We start from the raw sequence: 15,239 nt of genomic DNA on the forward strand, positions 1-15,239 counted from the left end.
CCCTCTATGAAGTCGGGATCTGGATCCGACGGTGAATCTCCAGGCCGGAGGCAACCTGGAGGGTGAGCGGCAGCAACGTGAAGCTGGCCTCCGGGACGTCCGGATCCGGAGGTCCCGCCCCGCTCGGCGTGGGCGCCGCCTCCAGGGTGGCCGGGAAGTTGGTGTGGATGAGCGCGTCATCCTCCTCTTGTCCCCAGCGGATGATGGGGATGCGGGGGACGAGCAGCAGCACTTCGCCGCGCGCGTCCGACAGCCCGAGCCCCACCGTGGCGGGCCGGTCCGGGACGGCGACCTTGATGCGCACCACCCAGCGGGCCAGGGGCACCTCGTCGTCGTCCACGAGCGACAGGCGCACCACCGCGCTGCCCGGCGCGGGCCGGGCGGTGGGGGACAGGTACATGCGGACGTCCACCGGCGTGAAGACGGAGCGACTGGGGTCCACGGGCGTGCGCGAGGCGTCGCGCGGCAGCTCGAGCGAGACGCGGCGGGGGAGGTGTCTTCCGCTCGGGTCGGCCACCGTGAGCGTGAACGGCGTGGCGGCGGGCGGAGGCGGCGTGTCGAAGCGCCCTGTATAGGATTCGAAGCCCGGGGCCTGGGTGAGGACGTACAGCGAGCGCGGATTGCGCACCACGCGGGCGGCGTCCCCGGAGACGGTGAGCGGATCGACGAGGGGCTCGAAGGTCTCCCCATCCAGGAAGCGCAGCGCCGCGAGGATTCGATTGTCGATGGACTCCCATGTCACGGCGTCTCCCCCCGGTCCCCAAAGGAAAGACGTCGAGCGACGACAGCCTTCGCCACGGAATCGTCCGTGGCGTCGATTCGGATGACGCGGGCGATGTAGGAGACGCTGAGCGTGTAGGGGCGTTGGAACGTGTCCCAGATGCGCATCAGGTCCTCGTTGCTCAGCTCCGCGGGGATGAGCTGCACCATCTCCCCCGGCCTCCACCCACCGTCCTCATTGAGGTCCGACGCGCTGAGCGTCTGGTGTGTGTGGAGCAGGTTCATGGCCCAGCCCAGCAGGCGGTGCTCGTCCTTGGCGTCCTCCGCCCAGACGGTCAGCAGATAGTGGAGATCCAACGCGAGCGGTGGACGCGCCGACGCGGACGCCCCGGTGACGGGCTGGTTCCGCAGGTGCTCATTCATTGTCACGCGATACAGATACAGCGTCAGCGCGGGCCGGGTGGGCTCGGTGGCATTGGGGCCACCGCCCATCTCCTTGCTGGAGAAGAGCTCGAAGGCCTGGACGTTCGGGAGTTTCGCTCGCTGCTCCGCGGGCAAGGCCTCATAGGCGTGCCGGAGGTAGGAGACGAGCGACTCACCAATGGAATGGATTGCGAATAGGTTCGCCACGCCCCCCCCTTGGGCACAACGGGTGCTCGTCTTCGGCCCCAAATCTCTAACGGACTCTACGTGAATCTATTTCCGTATTTCAAACAGAATCGCGTTCCTACTCAGGGAGTGGGGTGTCTGGGTGAGACGCCATGAAAGGGTTCTGGCACGGTGCATCGCATTCCGTCGCGAAGGGCGTCCGAGACGGAGATCCAGCGTCACGCGTTGGAGCTCATCCCCCGTCCACGCCTGCCTGTCGAGACCTGAAACGGATGCGGGAATCGCTCCAGGCCCGGCTTTCCTCCTCTGGGAAAGGCCGTCCATGGCCGGGCGCGGCATGCCGCCGGGGGGCCCGGACCGGCTTGGGCGCGGAGGTCTGGCTTGTCTTGATTTGTGTGTCTTGCTTGAGGTGGCACGCGGCAGCCCTCAATTCCTGCCGTGCCGCCGTGTCACGCTGTGTTGAGATCGGAGCGGATGTGTCAGGTGCCTGCGATTGGAAACGACGCACCCTGACTGGATTTCTCTCAGAGTGAGACCGGTTTGCGTCCGACGAACTGCACCACGGCGGCGGTGCCCCTCCACCAGGAAGTCGTTGGGCGGTGTGCCTCGAAGCAGGCGAGGGAGGGAGCCCGCTGTCCGCCGGTCCCTGGGATGACTCGGTGTGCGGGTGTGGCACTCACGCTGGGGGGGGCGGCGCCTCCTCCCGGAGGGGACGTCGGTTCCCGGGAACTTTTCGCGGGGGCCACCGTGTCCTGGGTCCGCGTGAGCAGTCGGTCCTTCATCCATCGCGCCTTGAAGCACCTGCCTGCCTTGCGGCGGGTGGGGCGCCAACTGACGGGCAGCGCGTCGGAGGCGGACGACCTGGTGCAGGAGACCGTGGCGCGCGCGCTGGAGCGCCACGGCGAGGTTCGAGACCCGGAGCGGCTCGAGGGCTGGCTGCTCGCGGTACAGCGCACCGTCTTCCTCAACTCCCGCCGCGGGCTGCGCCCCCGGTTGGAGGTGCTGGAGGGTGGATTGGGGAAGCACACCCCTCCGGAGCCCTCCGCGGACCTGGAGGCGGAGCTGCATGCCCGGACCCTGAGCGCGGGGATGAAGGCGGCGTTGGAGTCGCTGGCGCCGGAGTGGCGGGACGCGCTGTGGCTGCGTGAGGTCGAGGAGCTGAGCTACGAGGAGATCGCCCGGCTGCAGCGCTGTCCGGTGGGGACGGTGCGCTCGCGCCTGGCGCGAGCACGGGGCGCGATGCTCGACTTCCTCGAGAAGGAGAAGGCACATGGAAGCCTGTAGCCCGGAGTGGCAGGAGCGGCTCTCCGCGTGGTTCGACGGGGAATGCCAGGCGCACGAACAGCGAGAGGTCGAACGCCACCTGTCCCGCTGCGTGGGTTGTACCCGCGAGGCGTCCCGCTACGTCGCGCTGCGCGAGGCGCTCCAACTCCACGCCGCCGCCGGGGCCCGCGCGCCTTCCCGCCCGATGGCGCCGGTGCGCCACCTGACCGCGCGCCCACGTCCCGCTCCGCGCCGCTGGCCCGTGGCGGCGGGGGTTGCGTTGGCGCTGGCCGCCGCGGGCATCGCCTGGAGCTCGCGGCGTGGCGCGATGAACGACGCGTTGGCGATGGACCTCGAGCGGCATCACCTCAAGGCCTTCTCGCGCACCATGCCCTGCGAGTTCGAGTCGTCGGACCCCTCGGCGGTGAGGGCGTGGGTGGAGCGGGAGGTGGGGTACGCGGTGCAGGTGCCGCAGGTGCCCGACGCGACGCTGCTCGGTGCCCGGCGCTGCACGCTGCACGGGCAGCTCTCCGCGTCGCTGCTGTATCGGCACGAGCAGGGCAAGGCGATGACGCTCTTCCTGCCGCCGCCGGGCTCACCCGCGGCGCGAGAGGCGGTGAGCTTCGCCGGCGGTGGGACGCGCTGCATGAGTGGCCCCGTGGGGGAGCGCATCTGCGTGGCGCCACGCGAGGGCGGCAGGGCCGCGCTGGTCGTCTCCGAGATGGAGGCGTCCGTGCTCGTCGACGCCCTCGCCCGGCTGGCGCAGTGAAGACGCGCGCGCGGGAACTTCGCGGACTTCCGCTCGTGTCCTGGGGCGCATGGGTTTCGATCTCCCCGGCATCTTCCTCGCGGGCCTCCTGACGTTCCTATCTCCCTGCGTCCTTCCGCTGGTTCCGCTCTACCTGTCGTTCCTCGCGGGCGAGTCCCTGGCGCAGCTGCGGCGCGAGGGCGGGGAGGCCCGGCGTCCCTGGGGCGTGGCGCTGGCCTTCTCGCTGGGGTTGGGCACCGTGTTCGTCGCGCTGGGGATGGCGGCGACGGCCGTGGGCGGCGTGCTCGCGGAGCACCGCGTTGGGCTGCTCCAGGTGGGCGGCGTCGCGCTCGTCCTGCTGGGCCTCAATCAACTGGGGTTCATCCGGCTCCCGTGGCTGGATGGGGAGTCGAGGCCCCTGCTGGGGCGGGTGCGGCGCGGAGGCAGTCTGCTCGGGGCCTTCTTCTTCGGGGCGGCGTTCGCCCTCGGTTGGACGCCGTGCATCGGGCCGGTGCTCGGCGCCGTGCTCACCTATACGGCGTCGTCCACCGCGGAGCCCGCCATGGGCGCGCTCTATCTGGGCACCTACGCGGCGGGGTTGTCGCTGCCCATGCTGCTCGTGGCGCTCGCCGCGCCGGTGGCGCTGCGTTGGCTGGAGCGGGCGAAGCGCCACCTCCGCAAGGTCGAGGTCGCCACGGGCGTGTTGCTCGCGGGGCTGGGGGTGCTGCTCTTCACGGATTCGCTCCAGGCGCTGGTGCCGTCCGTGGAGGCGCCGGCCGTGGTGGCGGAGGGCCACGCTCCGGCCGAGGTGGGGGCCGCCTGCACCGCCGAAGCCGGGGGCTCGGGGGCGTGTGCAGTGCCCGAGGACGGGTTCGTTCCTTCCTCCGGGGGGCCCTCGGTGCTCGCGCGCATCGAACATCCGACGATGGTGGAGTTCGTGAGTGGGAGCTGCCCCGTGTGTCGGCGGATGGAGCCCGTCGTGGCGCTCCTGGAGCGCCACTGCTCGCACGAGGGCGTCGAGGTCCTCCGGCTCGACGTCGGCACCTCCGAGGGGCGGCGGGCCGCGACGGACCATGGCATTCGCGGTGTCCCCACCTTCCTCTTCCTGGACGCGCTGGGACAGGAGGTGTCCCGCCGCGTGGGTGAACAGCCCCTCGACTCCTTGCGACAGGGATTGGAGTCCATCGCGGGGGGGCGTTGCGCCGGGTCGTGATGACGGGGACGCGGGCCTGAATGGAAGAGGGCCCCCCGGGGAGTGCCAGGGAGCCCTCGGGGGCCGCGCATGGGGCGCGACGCGCTACTCGGTGGCGCGGACCCAGTGCTGGGTGCGGCCCAGCAGCGACATGCCGATGTAGCCGCGGACCTTGAGCTTCTTTCCGCCGTCCTCGACGGCGACCTTGCACTTGTAGGTCTTGCCGTTCGCCGGGTCGAGGATGGTGCCGCCCGTCCACTCGTCGTCATCCTTCTTCAGGTTCTGGAGGATGGTCATCCCGATGATGGGCTGGTTCTTCAGCGAGCCCTCGCACTTGTCGCAGACCGGGTTCTGCTCTTCCTTCGGATCGCGGAAGAGCTTTTCGATCTTCCCGAACAGCTTGCCGTTCTCCTCGTAGATGGCGATGACGGACTTGGGCTTCTTCGTCTCGTCGTCGATGGTCGTCCACCGGCCCGTCGGCCCGGTCTCGGGGGCAGCGGCCGGGGCCGGCGCCGCGGCGGGGGCCTTGGTCTCGGCGGCAGGGGCCTGGTCCTCGGCCAGGGCGTTCGTGGTCAGCAGCAGCGTCAGGGAAGCCAGTCCGAACCACCGGGTTGCGATCATGTCTCGATGTCCTTCTGCGCGAGGGGCCGACGTCGGCGGGGGCTTGCGCTCGAGCACCCACATTACGTCGTTTGTACTCCAGCGGTGTCGCGCGAGGCACTGCTTCGTGACGAAGTGTGCGCCGTTCGAACGTGGCGCCCTGCGGCATGGAGTGACCGCCGGGCCGGGTGGGGCGGACCGGGAGCGCGTCCCGGGGCGGGAGTGTGGTAGCCGCGGCCGCGCTCATGACAGCGAATGGTCTCCGCGACCCCCACGAGACCGAAGGCAAGGCCGACTCGCAGGGGCACGTGGTCTATTCCTCTCTCCCCCCAGGACGCCTACGGCGCCACGGTGCTGCTCCAGGTCCGTCTGTGAGCTACGCCGCGTGAGGGCGACGTGCTTGTCAGGGCTTGCGGTGGCTTCTTGTTCTTGCCCTCTCACGTCGGGATAATTCGTGGCGCAGCGTGAAGCTGTGACCCGGATGTTTCACTCCTGAGCCCTGGCCTGGGGTGCGCGAGACATGGTCTCCCTTCGAGCATGCGACGAATCTTGTTCATGCTTGTGGCGGTCCCGATGTTGGCTGCGTGTGGGAGTGACTCGGACGACAACGGCGGCTCTTGCGACGACAACGCGGCGCCCACCACGTATCGCGGTGCCCGCCAGGTCACCTGTTCGGGCACGGCGGCGGACCCCATCGCGTGTTGCGGCTACCTCGGCGAGAGCTGCAACTACACGCTCTGCCGCAAGAGCCAGTGCGGGGAGTGGACGGAGGACAGCTGGTCCTGCGTCTGAGGTCCTGACCTCGACCGTCACGGAGGCCCGCGCCGCGGGCCTTCTGGGGGGCTCCTGGGCGTCCCCCCGGGTTGAATCCTCCGTGCGCACCCGTGGCTCTCACCTGGCAGAGTGTCGGCCCGGGGCGTCTGGCCCCGGGCGCAGGAGGTGCCCCGCCATGAAGCTCCGGTCGCTCGTCTCGGCCGTCTGTGTCGGCCTGTTCGTCAGTGCCTGTGCCAGCCATCCGCCCGTCCGTCAGGAAGCGCATCGGCGCGTCCAGGAGGGCGCCACGCTGGTCGATGTCCGCTCCCCCGAGGAGTTCGCCGAAGGGCACCTGCCCGGCGCGGTGAACATCCCCGTGGACGACCTGTCGGCGCGTCTGGGCGAGCTCGGCGGGCCGGACACGTCCATCGTCGTCTACTGCCGCAGCGGCGCGCGCAGCGGACGGGCCGAGCGCCTGCTGAAGGAGCAGGGCTTCCGCAACGTCCTGAGCCTGGGGGCCATGTCGAACTGGGAGTAATCGCCGGGGGACTGCTCGGCGGTGCGGCACACGGGCACGGTCGGCGATATCTCTCGGGAGGACCGGAGCCCGCCGAGGAGTGCCCATGACGTCCGCGCGAACCACCGACCAGCTCATCGAGGCCGCCCGCTCGGGCGAGGCGGGCGCCGTGGAGGAGCTGCTCGCCCGGCACGAAGGACAGGTCTACCGCTTCGGCCTGCGGCTGTGCGGCTCGGAGGAGGATGCCCGGGACGTCCTCCAGGAGACGCTGTTCGCGGCGTTCCGGGGGCTCGGCGGTTTCCGCGGCGAGGGGGCCCTGTCCACCTGGTTGTTCCAGGTGGCGCGGACGCACTGCCTCCGCCTGCGTCGCCTCCGCAGCGGGGCGCCGGAGTCCTTCCACTCCCTGGACTCGCCGGAGGCGGCGGTCGTGGCCTCCGACGAGGAGGCGCCGGACCTGCGCTCCCATGCGCGACAGGTGGGCACGGTGCTCGAGGCCGCCATCCGCGCCCTGCCCGAGCCCCAGCGACAGGCCCTGCTGTTGCGCGACGTGGAGGGCCTGCCCGCGGAGGACGCTGCCCGCGTCGTGGGCATCGAGGTCCGGGCCCTCAAGAGCCGCCTGCACCGCGCGCGGCGCCACGTGCGAGCGCACCTGGACGCGGTGCTCGGGGACGAGGCGCGGCCCGGGTAGTCGCCTCACCCCGTGCGCGACGAGACGTCTCCGGAGACGGCCTTCTCCTCCACGCCGAAGATGGCGTGCGAGGCGAGGACCTGCCAGTGGGCATGCTGCTCGAGCCCCTCGATGTCGCGCGCCGACAGCCCCGTCCACCCCGTGGCGACCTCGTTGAGCTCCTGGACGCGCGTGCGTCCCCCCATGTCGTCATAGACGCGCCTCGCGGCGCCCAGGTCGACGCCGTGCGTGCGCAGGAACACCATGCGCTCCTCGTAGCCGCGGGGGATGGAGCCACCCGTGCCTCCCTCGGGCCTGGCGCTCCGCAGCTCCACGAGCCGCCAGAGCGGCAGGCCGGTGACGAAGTCCTCCAGGCACTGGTTGACGCGGATGAACCACAGGCGACGTCGGGTGCGCCGGGGCTCCGGTTGGAGGTAGCGCTGGATGCCCTCGCCCGCAGCCGGGTGGCTGCCCGCGGACAGCCGCTGCCCCAGCTCGTCCTTGAGCCAGCTCGTCTCGAACTCCTGCACGGTCGCCGAGCGCATCCAGCGGTTCTGCTTGCTGTTCATGATGAGCAGGAGCTGGGTGAGCACGCCGCCGCTCACCAGGGGCACCGCGAGGTCCTTGAGGACGTTGAGGAAGCCCTTCTTCCACGCCTCCTCCTTCGTCCCCGCGTCGCTGACGATGAGGTCCCAGGTGCCGAAGCGGTGGCTCATGAGGAGGGTCTGGACGCCCAGGTTCTCCAGGACGCCTCCATCCGTCAGGGTGAGCCGGTCGTGGTTCTCCAGCTCCTCGAAGAACAGCGCGTTCTTCAGGTCCTTCTTCCTCGACAGCGTCATCGGCGGCAGGCCGACGGGGAAGGCCGCGGACGCGGCCACCGCGCGCGACAGGCGGAAGTCGGGCAGGGCGATGGGCAGGTTGTTGCGGGCGTCGTAGGGGCGGGGAGGGTCCTCCCGGGGACGGACCCTCGGCGCGGAGAAGCCGTCCTTGCTGAACTTGGCCACCTGCCCGTTGTTCACGAGCGTGGTGTTGACGCACAGCGCGGGGTGGTCCGGCAGGTCGGCGAGGCGGGTGCTGCGCTGCTTCTTCCCGGCCTCGCGGCGCTGGAAGACGAGCGCGTCGAACAGGTCCGCCATCAAGTCGGAGCGGTTGTACCAGGGCAGCAGCATCTTGAGCCCGCGCAGGCTCGCCAGCGCGCGCAGCACGAAGCCCTTCTGCAGTTGCGCGCCGAACTCGGAGAGGAAGTCCACGTCCGCCGTCCCGTTCGCGCGCGCCGCCATCCACGCACCGCCGAAGAGCGAGCCCCCGGACACCGTGGAGACGACGTCGACGCGAGGCACCAACTGCAACTCGATGAGGCCACGCAGGATGCCGCGGTGGAAGGCCGCGGCCCGGCTGCCGCCTCCCGAGAGCGCCAATCCCAGACGTCGAGGTGGAGGAGAATCGGAGAGGTCCAGCGGTTCCATGGACATATCGGCTCCTGGAGAGCGGATGGGGGTGTGGGGGCGCCGCGCGGCGCCGTCAGGACAGGTCCAGCGTGATTCCGCCCGCGTCGAGGGGCGGGTACCGCGTCGTGTAGCGCCACTCGCCGCGCAGCGCGTCGCTGTCCCAGGCCTCGGTGTGCGCGCTGCGGTAGTTGAACCACAGCTCCGCGGGTTGCGTGTTCGCGACGACGCGGGCGACGGCCTCGCGGTCCGGGTGGCGGTAGCGGCTGCCGCTGGTGGAGAACAGGTAGCGGGGCGTGTCCACCAGCGCGAGCAGCTCCCGGCTCACGTTCTTCCGGCTGCCGTGGTGCGGGAGCTTGAAGGCATCCACCTTCGCGCGCCCCCCCGCGAGCCGGGCGATGGAGGCGCACAGGACGCTCGGGTGGGCATCCGCGCCGAAGAGCACGGAGCGGCCGCCGTGCTCGGCGATGAACGCGATGGAGCTGCCATTCGCCTCCGCGTCGTCCTCCTTGAACCGGCCGGAGAGCAGCGTGGCGACGTCGATGCCGCCCATCACCTCGAGGCCCTCGGGCGCGGGGGGATGTGGCTCCACCTCCGGGACCAGGCCCGCCTCCTCGCACTTCTTCGCCCAGACGCCCCGGAGCTTCTTCAGCCGCTCTCGCGTGGGCGACAGCAGCGTGAGCCGCATCCCGCCCGGAAGCTCGCGCGTGGGCAGGGGGCCCGTGTCCGGGACGACCACCGCGCGTCGGCCGAAGTGCTGGTTCCACGCCGGCACGGTCCACAGGTGCCGCGTGAGGACCTCGCCTTGGAGCGGGCCGAAGTCCTCCAGGTCGCTCTCCTCCAGGTGCTTGTAGCCGTTGAACCAGATGTCGTCGAACGAGAGCCCCTCGGGTGGGGACTTGAACAGCGACAGCGCCCCCTCGATGTGGTCCTGGTCGATGTGCGTGACGACGAGGAGGTCGAACCGCCGCTGCTCGACGGGCAGCGCCTCGATGAGGGGCTTCAGGTGCTTCCACGTACCGGCGATGCCGCCGTCGATGAGCACGCGATGCGGGCGCTCCGGGCGGCCGTACTCGATGAGGATGCAGTCACCTTGCTGCGCGGGGAGCAGGTGGACGCGGTAGAGCGACATGGTCAGTCCTCCCGGGGGATGCGCAGCGTGGTGAAGGGCTCCCGAGGGTCCACCCACGTCGCCCACTGCCGGACGGTCCGCAGGGCGTGCCGGTAGGGCTCGCGCTGGTCCTGGGAGAGCGCGCCCGGGTCGAAGTGGAGGAGCCCGTCGAGCAGCATCCGCAGGCTGACGGAGAAGTAGGGCACGCCTCGCTGGAAGGCCTGGAGGAAGCACGCGAGCGCCTCGGCGGCCTCCTCGTCGGTGTCGGTGCTCTCGTCGGTGAGTCGCAGCCAGCCCTCGAGGATGGCCGTGTCCGGGATGTTGGGTGTCCACGTGGTGAGCAGATGCACCCAGCTCCGCCACTCGACCTGGACCTTGGGCAGGTGGGACTTGATGAGCTCGAGGATGTGGGGCGCGTCCTTGTCCAGGAAGCGGAGCCACTCGTACCACTTCGCCTCGTGCTCGGAGTTCCCCGACAACATCGTGCGGGCCAGGACCAGGGCGCTGATGGCGGCGGCGAACGGGTCGTGCTCGTCGCGCTCGAGTCGCGAGAACGGCACGGCGGTCCGCAGGGTGTGCGCCGCCTTCTCGAGCTGACCGGAGGTGAGGTAGCCGAGAATGGGACCGAAGATGGGGTCCGCCACCATGGCGGACACCGTCTGGGTCGACAGGTTCACCACGAACTCGATGCGCGCGTCTGCGGACGACCCGGGCAGCCCCTCCCAACGCGCCACGGGAATCAGGACGAGCTGCTGGTCCCACCGGATGACGAGGGTGCCGGTCGCCGGGAGCGGACCAGGAGGGCGGGGCAGCGCATAGGTCACGAGCGTGCCGTCGTGGCTCAGGAAGGGAAGCCGGTCGGGGAAGGGCTGGTCCTGGAGGTCGCGTTCACCGGCCAGCGCCGCCGTGGTGGGCGTGGGGTCGGGCGCGCGGGGGTTCCGCCAGAGGACGGAGACCACGGGGAGCGGCGCCTCCTCTCGAATCCCGAGCGCGCCGAAGAACGGGGGCTCCTCGTACGGTCGTTCGGTTTCGTAACCATGCCCTTCTCTCGGTGGCGGTGTGCTCGAGGGGGGGCGGGAGGGAACCCGGGTCTTGGTTCCCCCCGCCACGCCGGTGAATGACAGGAGCGGAGAGAACGGCGGCGGTGGTGCGGGGCGCAGGCGCTCCGCGGGCATGAGCAGGTGCTGTCGCGAGAGCTTCGCGTTCGGCGCGCGCAGGGGCTTGAGGCTGACGTCGACGGGGGGCGCCCCCTCGCGGAGGTCGGCGGGCCGTCGCAGCCGCTCGCCCGAGGGGAGGCTCGCTTCGATCAAGTACTGTCCTGGCTCCAGTTGGACGCGCGCGACGTCGCCCACGAGGACCAGCACCTCCTGTCCCTCGCCGTCGGCCAGGTTGCGGACCGTCGTGGAGATGGCGGTGCCCCGAGCGTGCTCTTCTCCGTCGATGTGGATGCGAAGCTCTACGGGCATGGCAGCACCACCTCCGTGTGGGGCGGAAAGACCAGCTCGGTGTGGACGTGCCTGGGGGTGTCGGGGGGCGCCCCCTCGGGCGCCGCGATGAATTCATACGTGCCGTAGGGCAGCACCAGGTTCCACGGCGGCGAGGAGGCCGCGTGCTCGTGCGGCGTCGCGCCTCCGACGACGCGGAGGACCGCGTTGGTCAGGTCGACCTGGGTGACGCAGCTCACCGTCACCGGAATCTCGGGAGGGGAGGGGAGGCGGTGGAACGGGAAGTCGACGACGTTGTTGGCGTTGCAGTTCTGCGTGGCGCCGGCGGCCTCCGCCTCGCGCGCGAGCAGGTCATCCAGCGCCGTCAGGAGCGTGGTGGGGCGTATCTCCCAGGCGTTCCCCTTGCGCATGGCCCCCGCGCCCTTCATGGCCTTGAGCAGGGCGCTCGTGTACAGGCTGGGCTGGTCGGCGCGGCCGAACGCCTGGGTCCCGAGCATGGTCGAGTAGAACACCGGCGCGCGCCGGGCGGGCGTCGAGTGCTTGCGCGAGGGCGTGAGGACGGACTCCCCGAAGGTGTCGATCTCGAACAGCGTCCGCGAGGCCACCCGACACGCGTCGACGAAGTAGCACTGCGTGCGGGCCGGGCACGGGTCCATGCCCAGGTAGAACCGGTCGAAGTCGAGCGCGTGCGCGAACGCCGCGTGGGGCACGTCCCCGAAGTCCTCGAGCAGGAGCGTGGTCTGCAGCCCCGCGGCGAGCCCATGCCCGCAGAAGTAGAAGACGGCGTGATTGTCGGGAGAGGTGCTCAGCGCCGCGTACCAGCGCAGGACGGCCGCCTTGAAGTTGTCGAAGGTGGCGCGTTCCACGACCTGGGCCTGGGCGCCGGCCACGGCGGGTTGGTAGGTCAGCGGCGCGCCACCGGAGACGAGCACGTCGATGGAGCGCAGGGGATGCGTCGGCGGCTGGTAGGTGCTGGTGAGCCAGTCCGCGAAGGCCGTGGCCGACACGGGCGCGGAGGTCAACTGGCCCATGCCCCCGTGGTCCGGGAAGGGCGTGCCGCCCCCTCCCAGCAGGTGCGGATAGCGGCCAACGCCGACCACGAGCGCATGGGTCCCCGGTCCCGTGCTGAAGTTCCAGACGGTCATCTCGTTCCCTGCCCCACGTTGCGAGGAGACACGCCGACACCAAAACCTAACACGCCCCGGCCCACGAATGCGGAGGTGCCCGAGCGCCGTGAGTCTCGTTGACCCCAGATGGTCAGCAATTGACGGATGCGGGCTGGCGTTGGAGCCGCGAGGGAGCTTGCCTTCCGCTTCGTGTTCAGCGACTCCCCCACTGGGGCTGCGGGCTGGCCGTCGTGCGATGCCCCGAGATGCTCGGGTGGGAGTACTGTCGAGCGGTAGTGGAGGCCTGAATGCACACGCTGGCGCGACTCTCCCAGATTCTAATCGCCATCGTGGGCGCATGGGCCGGAGTCATCGTGTTCCTCTTCGTGATGGAGTTCGTGACCCCGGCACTGTTCCGATGGCTCGACCGCAGCTTCATTCCACTCGAAGGGGGCGGGGAGTTTCCATTCCTCGCGCTGGCGTGGCTCGGCGCGGCAGCGGCGGGCGCCACCCTCATGACGATTGTCTGGCGAAGGCGCGTCATCGGCCGCTACCTCGGCACTCCGGGAGCGGAGTGACATCGGGCTCGTTGGTCCCCAGCGGCTTGCGTGACGTCTTCGAGCCGGGACATCCCGCACTGCAGTCTCAGGACGAGCCTCCTCAGCTCCCGGCGATGCGCTTGGGAGCCAGCCCCTCCAGCACGGCCGCCAGACGGAGGGCGGGGGCCTCTACCTGCCGCCGGTAGGCGAGCCGCCACGTGCGCACCAGGGGCCCCGAACCCAGTCGTCTGGTGACGAGTGTCCCATCTCGCAGGTGGGGGCCGATGATCCACTCCGACAGCATCCCGATGCCCAGCCCCGCGCGGGCCATGTCGAGGATGGCCTCCGTCAAGGGGAGCCGCTCGACGCGCAGCGTGGGCCGCTCACGGCCGAAGACGCGTGACACGAACCAGACGTCCTCCCTGGGCGGCGTGGGGGAGGTCAGCAGGGGATGGGCCTGGAGGTCCGCCCGCGTGAGGGTCTTCTTCCGCGCGAGCGGATGACCGGCGGCGAGGACGAAGACGATTTCGTCGGTGAAGAGGGTCCGCGTCTCGAGGCGCTCGCGCGGGACGGTCGACGTGGTGACCAGCGCCATGTCGATGTCGCCCGCCTCCAGCGCGGGGATGGGGTCTCGCGTGTGCTCCACCGCCAGTCGGACCTCCAGCCCGGGGAGGCTCTGGCGCAGCGAGAGCAGCGTCGACGGCAGCCAGTGGTAGGCCGTGTAGCAACCGCAGACGAGGCGCAGCCGGGTGGGGGCCGGCTCCGGTGCGCGGACCCCGCGCTCCAGGTCGCCCAGCTCCACCAGCAACCGTGAGGCGCCCTCGATGAGCTGCCGGCCCGCGGCGGTGGGCACGAGCCCCCGAGGTGTCCGGTCGAAGAGGCGTGTCGCCAGCTTCTCCTCCGCGCCCAGCAGGGCCCGGCTCACCGCGGGTTGGGTGAGGTGGAGTCGCGCCGCCGCCTTGGCCGTGGTCCCCGCGGTGGCGAGCGCGAGCACGACGCGCAGGTCCCTCACGTCGAGACTGGAGGTGGGAGGAAGGGGAATGTCCGCCATGCATCGAGCCTATGCGAACGATGCGTTGGACGCATCAGGGCGCGGAGGGGAGAGTCCACGCGTTCCCACGCCGGGAACGCAGGGCCTGCCCGGAGAGACACCATGAAGCTCTATTTCTCGCCGCTCGCCACCTCGATGGCGACCCGCATCTCCTTGTACGAAGCGGGAGTCCCCGCGACGTTCGTGGAGGTGGATACGCGGGCGCGGCGCACGCACGACGGAGGCGACTACACGCCCATCCACCCGCTGGGCATGGTGCCGACGCTGCTCACCGATGGTGGAGAGCTCCTGTTGGAGAACATCGCCATCCTCCTGCACGTCGCCGAGTCACACCCGGAGGCGGGCCTCATCCCGGTGGACCCCGTCGAGCGCTCCCGGCTCCACCGCTGGCTGGCCTTCGTCGGCACGGAGATCCACAAGGCCATCTTCTTCGAGTGGTTCGACCGGAGCGCTCCCGACGCCGTCAAGGCCCATGCCGTGGAGCGGTGTGGGCCGCGCTTCGCTTTCCTGGAGCAGCACCTGGCGGAGCGCGAGTTCCTGCTCGACCGCTTCAGCGTCGCGGATGCCTATCTGGTGACGTTGCTGAACACCTGCCCGGCGACGCCCATCAAGCTGTCGCAGTGGCCCGTGCTCAAGGCGTACTACGCGCGTCTGCGGGAGCGTCCGAGCGTCGCGAAGGCCATCTCCGAGGAGCTTCCGCTCTACCTGGCCGCGCAGGCCCGTCTCCAGGCCGCCAGGTGAACCACCGTGACGGCCTCAGGTCGTCGTCCACGGGAAGACCCGGGCGAGCCGTGCCCGGGTCTCGCGAGCCTGCTGTCGTGCGCACCCGTGAGGAAGGAGCTCGCTGCCGGCGCGGGCCAGGGCCTCGGTGCGGTCCGCGGCCTCGATGAGCGCGCCTTCCTCGAAGCGCAGCTCGTGGGCCTCCGCGTAGGGCCAGAGCGGGGCGGGGTGCTCGAAGTCGAGGACGTGACGATGGAGGTAGCCCACGCCGATGCGCATCGCGCCCGTGAACGGGACGGGCCAGTGGAGATCGTCGTACTGGACCTGCAACCCGAAGGATTCGACGAGGCGGGGATGGACGCCGAGGAGCGGCCTCGCCCTGCCGTACCGGAGCCTGAGGTGCGTGGCCCTGTCTCCAATCAGCAGCGTCTCCAGGAACAGCCTGCCTTCAGTGATGGAGAAGTCGCGCACGAAGCCACGGTGGCCGCTGGTCGCGAACGGCGCGGGCTTCAGGCCATGCTCGACGGGGTCGAACATCCCGGAGCCCACCACGGTCGTGACGACGAACTGACGTTCCAGGAAGCGAATGCCGTCGAGAATCGGTGTCGTCATGGGGCGCCCTCCTCGAGAAGTGCCCTGACGGACGAGGTCTGTTCCGGCGCCTGACCCGGTCGTTGCTCGGGGCGCGTCAGGCTTTGACAGACGCGTTTCCGGGGATTAGTGAGTTTCCCAGCGCGACACGGGCCGGGCGCG

The 15,239-nt window shown here is 70.4% G+C and carries 17 protein-coding genes; 8 read left to right on the forward strand and 9 right to left on the reverse strand.

Features of this window, described 5'->3' with window-relative positions; translation table 11 throughout:
• Positions 1-4 precede the first annotated feature (4 nt).
• Together LZ198_RS17960 and LZ198_RS17965 are read right to left on the reverse strand one after the other, a co-directional pair.
• The gene (locus LZ198_RS17960; protein WP_253973217.1) at positions 5-742 is read right to left on the reverse strand and encodes a hypothetical protein; all 738 of its coding nucleotides are present in this window, start codon (positions 740-742) and stop codon (positions 5-7) included.
• Positions 739-1,350, reverse strand: coding sequence for a DUF4255 domain-containing protein (locus LZ198_RS17965; protein WP_253973218.1), 612 nt, complete (start codon positions 1,348-1,350; stop codon positions 739-741). The genes LZ198_RS17960 and LZ198_RS17965 overlap by 4 nt, the downstream gene beginning before the upstream one ends.
• A 741-nt stretch (positions 1,351-2,091) precedes the next feature.
• Between LZ198_RS17965 and LZ198_RS17970 the strand changes: the two genes are divergently transcribed.
• The 3 genes from LZ198_RS17970 to LZ198_RS17980 are packed head-to-tail and all read left to right on the forward strand — an operon-like array spanning position 2,092 to position 4,553.
• Complete coding sequence (locus tag LZ198_RS17970; RefSeq protein WP_253973219.1) at positions 2,092-2,613, forward strand: RNA polymerase sigma factor; 522 nt, start codon at positions 2,092-2,094, stop codon at positions 2,611-2,613.
• A complete protein-coding gene (locus tag LZ198_RS17975; RefSeq protein ID WP_253973220.1) occupies positions 2,600-3,361 on the forward strand; it encodes an anti-sigma factor family protein in 762 nt (253 codons plus the stop codon). The genes LZ198_RS17970 and LZ198_RS17975 overlap by 14 nt, the downstream gene beginning before the upstream one ends.
• A 49-nt stretch (positions 3,362-3,410) precedes the next feature.
• A complete protein-coding gene (locus LZ198_RS17980; RefSeq protein WP_253973221.1) occupies positions 3,411-4,553 on the forward strand; it encodes a cytochrome c biogenesis protein CcdA in 1,143 nt (380 codons plus the stop codon).
• Between the two features lie 84 nt (positions 4,554-4,637).
• Here the strand turns inward: LZ198_RS17980 and LZ198_RS17985 are convergent, their stop codons facing one another.
• On the reverse strand, positions 4,638-5,153 hold the full coding sequence (locus LZ198_RS17985) for a DUF2147 domain-containing protein (RefSeq protein WP_253973222.1): 516 nt from the start codon (positions 5,151-5,153) through the stop codon (positions 4,638-4,640).
• A gap of 534 nt (positions 5,154-5,687) precedes the next feature.
• Between LZ198_RS17985 and LZ198_RS17990 the strand changes: the two genes are divergently transcribed.
• The 3 genes from LZ198_RS17990 (at position 5,688) to LZ198_RS18000 (ending at position 7,090) form a co-directional block, all read left to right on the forward strand.
• Positions 5,688-5,924, forward strand: coding sequence for a hypothetical protein (locus LZ198_RS17990; protein WP_253973223.1), 237 nt, complete (start codon positions 5,688-5,690; stop codon positions 5,922-5,924).
• 157 nt (positions 5,925-6,081) lie between these two features.
• The gene (locus LZ198_RS17995; RefSeq protein WP_253973224.1) at positions 6,082-6,423 is read left to right on the forward strand and encodes a rhodanese-like domain-containing protein; all 342 of its coding nucleotides are present in this window, start codon (positions 6,082-6,084) and stop codon (positions 6,421-6,423) included.
• 85 nt (positions 6,424-6,508) lie between these two features.
• Positions 6,509-7,090 (forward strand): RNA polymerase sigma factor, encoded by a 582-nt coding sequence (locus LZ198_RS18000; RefSeq protein WP_253973225.1) that lies wholly within the window; start codon positions 6,509-6,511, stop codon positions 7,088-7,090.
• A gap of 5 nt (positions 7,091-7,095) precedes the next feature.
• On the opposite strand, the gene LZ198_RS18005 is transcribed toward LZ198_RS18000, so the two are convergent.
• Genes LZ198_RS18005 through LZ198_RS18020 form a run of 4 tightly spaced genes read right to left on the reverse strand, consistent with a single transcriptional unit; the run spans position 7,096 to position 12,215 of the window.
• Positions 7,096-8,541: a patatin-like phospholipase family protein gene (locus LZ198_RS18005; protein WP_253973226.1), complete on the reverse strand. Its 1,446-nt coding sequence runs from the start codon at positions 8,539-8,541 to the stop codon at positions 7,096-7,098.
• A gap of 49 nt (positions 8,542-8,590) precedes the next feature.
• Positions 8,591-9,646 carry a ComEC/Rec2 family competence protein gene (locus LZ198_RS18010; protein ID WP_253973227.1) on the reverse strand — a complete coding sequence of 352 codons (1,056 nt, stop codon included), beginning with the start codon at positions 9,644-9,646 and terminating at the stop codon, positions 8,591-8,593.
• Between the two features lie 2 nt (positions 9,647-9,648).
• The gene (locus LZ198_RS18015; RefSeq protein ID WP_253973228.1) at positions 9,649-11,091 is read right to left on the reverse strand and encodes a hypothetical protein; all 1,443 of its coding nucleotides are present in this window, start codon (positions 11,089-11,091) and stop codon (positions 9,649-9,651) included.
• Positions 11,082-12,215 carry a caspase family protein gene (locus tag LZ198_RS18020; protein ID WP_253973229.1) on the reverse strand — a complete coding sequence of 378 codons (1,134 nt, stop codon included), beginning with the start codon at positions 12,213-12,215 and terminating at the stop codon, positions 11,082-11,084. Before LZ198_RS18020 ends, LZ198_RS18015 begins: the two co-directional genes overlap by 10 nt.
• Before the next feature lie 269 nt (positions 12,216-12,484).
• Here LZ198_RS18020 and LZ198_RS18025 point away from each other — a divergent pair, with 269 nt between their 5' ends.
• The gene (locus LZ198_RS18025; RefSeq protein WP_253973230.1) at positions 12,485-12,754 is read left to right on the forward strand and encodes a hypothetical protein; all 270 of its coding nucleotides are present in this window, start codon (positions 12,485-12,487) and stop codon (positions 12,752-12,754) included.
• Between the two features lie 82 nt (positions 12,755-12,836).
• On the opposite strand, the gene LZ198_RS18030 is transcribed toward LZ198_RS18025, so the two are convergent.
• Positions 12,837-13,766: a LysR family transcriptional regulator gene (locus LZ198_RS18030; protein WP_253973231.1), complete on the reverse strand. Its 930-nt coding sequence runs from the start codon at positions 13,764-13,766 to the stop codon at positions 12,837-12,839.
• Positions 13,767-13,868: 102 nt separating this feature from the next.
• Between LZ198_RS18030 and LZ198_RS18035 the strand changes: the two genes are divergently transcribed.
• Positions 13,869-14,507 carry a glutathione S-transferase family protein gene (locus LZ198_RS18035; protein WP_253973232.1) on the forward strand — a complete coding sequence of 213 codons (639 nt, stop codon included), beginning with the start codon at positions 13,869-13,871 and terminating at the stop codon, positions 14,505-14,507.
• A 15-nt stretch (positions 14,508-14,522) separates the two neighbouring features.
• Here LZ198_RS18035 and LZ198_RS18040 read toward each other — a convergent pair whose 3' ends face one another.
• Positions 14,523-15,098, reverse strand: a complete 576-nt coding sequence (locus tag LZ198_RS18040) for a hypothetical protein (protein ID WP_253973233.1) — start codon at positions 15,096-15,098, stop codon at positions 14,523-14,525.
• Positions 15,099-15,239: the final 141 nt, after the last annotated feature.

Origin of the sequence: Myxococcus dinghuensis (genome assembly GCF_024198235.1) — a bacterium.
GTDB classification, from domain to species: domain Bacteria; phylum Myxococcota; class Myxococcia; order Myxococcales; family Myxococcaceae; genus Myxococcus; species Myxococcus dinghuensis.